Here is a 5,301-nt window from a genome sequence, read left to right on the forward strand (position 1 = left end):
GCCCCCGCCCGGCCCGCCGAAGGGCAGCGTCACCGGCCTGCCGCTGCCGCGCTACGCGGCGCTGCGTACCGATGACGTGAACATGCGCCGCGGTCCCGGCACGCGCTATCCGATCGAATGGGTCTATAAGCGTCGCGACCTGCCGGTGCAGATCGACCGCGAGTTCGAGGTGTGGCGGCTGGTGCAGGACTCGGACGGCGTGAAGGGCTGGGTGCATCAGGCGACCCTGGTCGGCCACCGCAGCTTCGTGGTGACCGGGGCGGCCGAGGCGACGATGCGCAGCCGGCCGGAAGACGACGCGGCGGCGATCGCCAAGCTCAAACCCGGCGTGGTCGGCCGCATACGGACCTGCGAGGCCGCCTCGGCATGGTGCGAGGTGCAGGTGGGCGACTATCGTGGCTATCTTCGCCGCGATGCGTTCTGGGGGACCGAGCCGCACGAGGCGGTCGGCGACTGAGGAGACGACCATGGAGGACGATCCGCGCCGCGCCCATCACGACATGGGCGGGGTGTCCCGGCTCGCATGCCGGGCGATCGACACCGGCCCGCACGCGCTGACCGACTTCGACAAGCGCGTGGACGCGCTGCGTCAGCTCCTCGGCGCCAAGGGCATCATGAGCGTCGACGAGCTGCGCCGCGGGATCGAGGCGATCGACGAGCCGACCTATCACCGCCTCGGCTACTACGAGCGCTGGATGCGCTCGATCGCGGACAACCTGCTGGCGCGGGGCGTGGTGACCGCCGACGAGCTGCGCGCGGCGCTCGGCGCCCCGGCCTCCGGAGCATGAGCACGCTCGGCCCCGGCGACCGGGTACGGGTCCGCGACGACTGGCCGGAGACCGGCGGGATGCCGGTGCATGTCCGGACCCCGCATTATGTCCGCGGCCAGGAGGGGACGGTGCTCCGCGCGCTCGGCGCGTTTCCCGATCCGGCCGATCTCGCCTTCGCGCGCCCGGCGGCGACGCGGGCGCTTTATCACGTGATCTTCGCGCAGCGCGCCCTCTGGCCCGACGGCCGCCCCGACGAGGAGGCGAGCGACGAGGTCCTGGTGGAGCTCTACGAACACTGGCTGGAGCGCGCGTGATGGACGGCATCGACGACATCCTGACGGCCGACGGCGCGCGTCTGTACGAGGCCGTGACGGCCCTGCTCGCCTGCCGCGGCCTGATCACCGCGGCGGAGATCGACGCCCGCGTGCGCGCGACCGACGCGGCGAGCCCGGCGCAGGGCGCGCGCATGGTCGCCCGCGCCTGGAGCGATCCCGCGTACCGCGTGCGCCTCCTCGGCGACGGGACGCGGGCGGCGGAGGAGATGGGCATACCGATGCGCGGCCTGCCGCCGCTCGGCGTGCTGGAGAACACCCCGCATCTGCATCACCTCGTCGTCTGCACGCTGTGCAGCTGCTACCCGCGCGCCGTGCTCGGCTATCCGCCGTTCTGGTTCAAATCCGCCGCCTATCGCGCCCGCGCCGTGCGCGACCCGCGCGGGACGATCGCCGAATGGCGCACGACGCTGCCGGCGGGGACGCATATCCGCGTCGTGGACAGCACGGCGGACTATCGCTGGATGGTGCTGCCGCTGCGCCCCGACGACACCGAGGACTGGGACGAGGCACGCCTCGCCGCGATCGTGCGCGACACCGACATGATCGGCGTGACGGTGCCGACCGCCTGAGGCGGCCGGACATGGCCCCGGTCATGGCCCCGGACATGGCGCCGGTCATCCCCGATGACGGACGGTGCCGCTGCGCCTGGGCGAACGCCGATCCGCTCAGCCGCGCCTATCACGACGACGAATGGGGCGTGCCGGAGCGCGACCCGCGCGCGCTGTGGGAGATGCTGATGCTGGAAGGATTCCAGGCGGGCCTTTCCTGGATCACCATCCTGCGCAAGCGGCCGGCGTTCCGCGCGGCCTTCGCCGGCTTCGACCCGGACGCCGTCGCCGCGTTCGGACCCGACGACGTGGAGCGGCTGATGCAGGATGCCGGCATCGTGCGCGCCCGCGCCAAGATCGAGGCGACGATCGGCAACGCCCGCGCCTATGTGGCGATGCGCGCCGCCGGCGAGGATTTCGCCGCCTTCGCCTGGGCGCATGTGGACGGCGCGCCGATCCGCACCCGCCGCCCCGCCGGGGAGCGGCCGGTCGCGCATACGCCGCTTGCCGCGACCGTGTCGAAGGCGCTCAGGTCACGCGGCTTCCGCTTCGTCGGCCCCACCACCGTCTATGCATGGATGCAGGCGACCGGGCTGGTCGATGACCACGATGCCGGCTGCTTCCGCGCCGACGCGACGGCGGCGGCGAAGGCCCCTCAGGCCGCCTTGTCCCAGGCGGGCGCGAAGGGCGGGTTGACGCAGCGCTGATCCTTGGGAAGGGCGGCGATGACGCGGCGGTCCTCGTCGTCGAGACGCACCGCGAGCGCGCCCAGATTGGCGCGCTGGCCCTCCGGCCGGCTCGATTTCGGTATGGCGGCCACCCCGTCCTGCTCCAGCAGCCAGGCGAGCGCCACCTGCGCCGGGGAGGCGTCGTGGCGGCGCGCGATGGCGGACAGCGCCGGATGTTCGGCAAGCCGCCCCTGCGCCAGCGGGCAATAGGCGGTCAGGGCGATGCCGCGACCGCGCATGTAGTCGCGCAGCACGGTCTGGCCCAATAGGACATGGTACTCGACCTGGTTGGCGGCGATCGGCGCGCCGACCGTCTCGACCGCCTCGCGCAGCAGCGCGAGCGGAAAGTTGCACACGCCGATCGCGCGGGTGCGGCCCGCCTCGCGCAGCGCCATCAGCGTCTCGACGCTCGCGCGCATGTCCATGCCGCGTGCCGGCCAGTGGATCATGTACAGATCCACGTGATCGAGGCCGAGCTTGCGGAGGCTGTCGTCGCAGGCGCGGCGCATCGCGTCGGGCGCGAGATTTTCCCACCATACCTTGGTGGTGACGTGCACCTCGTGCCGCGGCACGCCCGCGGCCCGCAGCGCGGCGCCCACGGCTTCCTCGTTGCCGTACATCTGCGCCGTGTCGATGTGGCGATAGCCGAGCGCGAGCGCACTCTCGACCGCCGACTGGCACACCGCGCCCTGCATGCGGAAGGTGCCGAGGCCGAGGCGCGGCATGCGCAGCCCGCCGGTCGTGATCGCGTCCATCAGTCCCTCCGTCCAAAATCGACGACGGCGGCGAACCCGTCTTCCGTGCCGAATACGAGCCGCGCGCCGTCCGCCGACCACGCCAGGGCGGAGACCGGCCTGCGCCCCGGCGGGGCGACGGGCAGGATGCGGCTGCTGCCGATGTCGGCAAGCACCACCATCCCGTCGGAGAACCCGGCCGCGACCATGTCGGTCTGCGTATGCGCCGCGACCTGCGTGCACAGGACGTTGTCGCCGCCGGCGAGTTCCGTCGGCGCCTTGCCGGTCGGGCCGCCACCGAAGAACGGCCACAGCACGACACTCTCCGCCCCGCTGGTCGCCAGCCACTTGCCATTGCGCGTGAACGACATCGACCGGGTCTTGGACGGGTAGCCGCTCATGCGCATGTGCGCGTCTTCCGACAGCCGCCAGCCATGCAGCGCGTTCTCCTGCATCGCGGTCACGACGCAGTCGCCATCGGGGCTGAGGGCGATGCCGATATGGCTGCCCTTCCACTCCAGACGGCGCGGACTGTCGGTCTTGGCCGCGACGAACCACAGGCTCGCGCCGTTGTAATGCGCGACCGCGATCCGCTTGCCGCGCGCGTCGAAACAGACGCCGCCGACGCTCGACGGATGCTCCAGCGTCTTCAGCGCGCGCCCCTCGCCGTCGACAACGTGGACCGCCTTGCCCATGCCGGCGGCGACCACGACGCGGCCGCGATCGTCGGCATGGGTCGCGACATGCTCGACCCAGCCGCGGCCGAGACGCGCCAGTTCCGTCGCCTCGCCCTCCGGCGTGACGCGGGCGAGACGCCCGTCCTCGCCGCCGGTGACGAAGAAGCGTCCGGCGGATGCGAAGGCGAGCAGCCCGCCGTCATGCGCCTCCACCCGCGGCCATGCCTCGCCCGTCGCGAGATGCAGCGACCCGTCGGCAAGTGCGAAGGCCGGCGTGCCGGCGGCGAAGCCCGCGCCCACGACGTAGTCGCCGAGGTCGCGCGTGGTGCCGCGCCGTTCGAGCGCGTAGCCCGGCGCGGCGGTCGCCCCGCTCACGTCGCCTGACAGGATTCGAAGCCGCGGCGCAGCTGCGGGCGGTTGAGGTCGCGGCCGATGAAGACGATCCGGCTGCGGCGGGGATCGCCGTCCTTCCACGGGCCGATGAAGCCGCCGTCGGCGATCATGTGCACCGCCTGGAAGGCGAACCGCCGGTCCTCGTTGGCATAGGCGAGGATGCCCTTGGTGCGCAGCAGGTCCTGCCCCTTGGTGGCCAGCAGGCCGGAGATCCAGGCATTGAACTTCTCGGGATCGAGCGGACGCTCCACCTCGAAGCTCATGCTGCTGACGTCCTCGTTGTGCTCGTGCGAGTCGTCTTCGAGAAAGTCCGGCCGCGCCGCGAGCACGCGATCGAGGTCGAAGGCGCCGCGGTCGAGCAACTCGGCGATCGGCACGCCGCCGCGCTCGGCCCGGTGGATCGTGGCGAAGCGGTTGATCTCGCGTATCCGCGCCTCGACCGCCGCGAGTTCATCGGGCGTCACGAGGTCGGTCTTGTTCAGCACGATCACGTCGGCGAAGGCGATCTGATCGGCCGCCTCGTGGCTGTCGGCCAGCCGCTGCGGCAGGTGCTTGGCATCGACCACGGTAACGATCGCATCGAGCCGTGTCTTGGCCTTGACGTCCTCGTCCACGAAGAAGGTCTGCGCCACCGGCGCCGGGTTCGCGAGCCCGGTCGTCTCGATGATGATGCCGTCGAACCGCCCCCGCCTGCGCAACAGCCCGCCCAGGATGCGGATCAGGTCGCCGCGCACCGTACAGCAGACGCAGCCATTGTTCATCTCGAACACTTCCTCGTCGGTGTCCACGACGAGGTCGTTGTCGACGCCCAGCTCCCCGAACTCGTTGATCACCACGGCATATTTGCGGCCGTGATTCTCGCTCAGGATGCGGTTCAGCAAGGTCGTCTTGCCGGCTCCCAGATAGCCGGTCAGCACCGTCACCGGCACCGTCTCGTTGGTCTGCGCTTCGGCCATGTCGTCTCGGCCTCCTCTGCCTCGGCCGCTGATATAGGCCGCTAGGGGCGGCCGGACCACCGGTCGAGAAGATCGGCGCGTATGTCGGTCAGCCGCGCCCGCGCCGCCGGCGCCCCGAAACCCCCGGCGCGCACGATGCCGGCCATCGCCCGCGCGGCCC

The 5,301-nt window shown here is 71.7% G+C and carries 8 protein-coding genes; 5 read left to right on the top strand and 3 right to left on the bottom strand.

Features of this window, described 5'->3' with window-relative positions; translation table 11 throughout:
- From B8460_RS09620 to B8460_RS09640, 5 genes are all read left to right on the top strand, one after another.
- On the top strand, positions 1-457 hold a 457-nt coding region (locus B8460_RS09620), incomplete at its 5' end, for an SH3 domain-containing protein (RefSeq protein WP_048861379.1).
- Positions 458-467: 10 nt separating this feature from the next.
- Entirely contained in the window at positions 468-788 is a 321-nt protein-coding gene (locus B8460_RS23625) for an SH3-like domain-containing protein (RefSeq protein ID WP_048861380.1), read from the top strand.
- Complete coding sequence (locus B8460_RS23630) at positions 785-1,084, top strand: SH3-like domain-containing protein (RefSeq protein ID WP_048861381.1); 300 nt, start codon at positions 785-787, stop codon at positions 1,082-1,084. Before B8460_RS23625 ends, B8460_RS23630 begins: the two co-directional genes overlap by 4 nt.
- Entirely contained in the window at positions 1,084-1,674 is a 591-nt protein-coding gene (locus tag B8460_RS09635) for a nitrile hydratase subunit alpha (RefSeq protein ID WP_148360485.1), read from the top strand. Before B8460_RS23630 ends, B8460_RS09635 begins: the two co-directional genes overlap by 1 nt.
- Before the next feature lie 11 nt (positions 1,675-1,685).
- Positions 1,686-2,360 carry a DNA-3-methyladenine glycosylase I gene (locus tag B8460_RS09640; protein ID WP_148360487.1) on the top strand — a complete coding sequence of 225 codons (675 nt, stop codon included), beginning with the start codon at positions 1,686-1,688 and terminating at the stop codon, positions 2,358-2,360.
- Here B8460_RS09640 and B8460_RS09645 read toward each other — a convergent pair.
- Genes B8460_RS09645 through B8460_RS09655 form a run of 3 tightly spaced genes read right to left on the bottom strand, consistent with a single transcriptional unit; the run spans position 2,309 to position 5,141 of the window.
- Positions 2,309-3,136: an aldo/keto reductase gene (locus B8460_RS09645; RefSeq protein ID WP_048861382.1), complete on the bottom strand. Its 828-nt coding sequence runs from the start codon at positions 3,134-3,136 to the stop codon at positions 2,309-2,311. The genes B8460_RS09640 and B8460_RS09645 overlap by 52 nt on opposite strands.
- A complete protein-coding gene (locus B8460_RS09650; RefSeq protein ID WP_048861383.1) occupies positions 3,136-4,167 on the bottom strand; it encodes a WD40 repeat domain-containing protein in 1,032 nt (343 codons plus the stop codon). Before B8460_RS09650 ends, B8460_RS09645 begins: the two co-directional genes overlap by 1 nt.
- A complete protein-coding gene (locus B8460_RS09655) occupies positions 4,164-5,141 on the bottom strand; it encodes a CobW family GTP-binding protein (protein WP_048861384.1) in 978 nt (325 codons plus the stop codon). Before B8460_RS09655 ends, B8460_RS09650 begins: the two co-directional genes overlap by 4 nt.
- Positions 5,142-5,301: the final 160 nt, after the last annotated feature.

It is taken from the genome of Acidisphaera rubrifaciens HS-AP3 (genome assembly GCF_000964365.1).
Taxonomy (GTDB): domain Bacteria; phylum Pseudomonadota; class Alphaproteobacteria; order Acetobacterales; family Acetobacteraceae; genus Acidisphaera; species Acidisphaera rubrifaciens.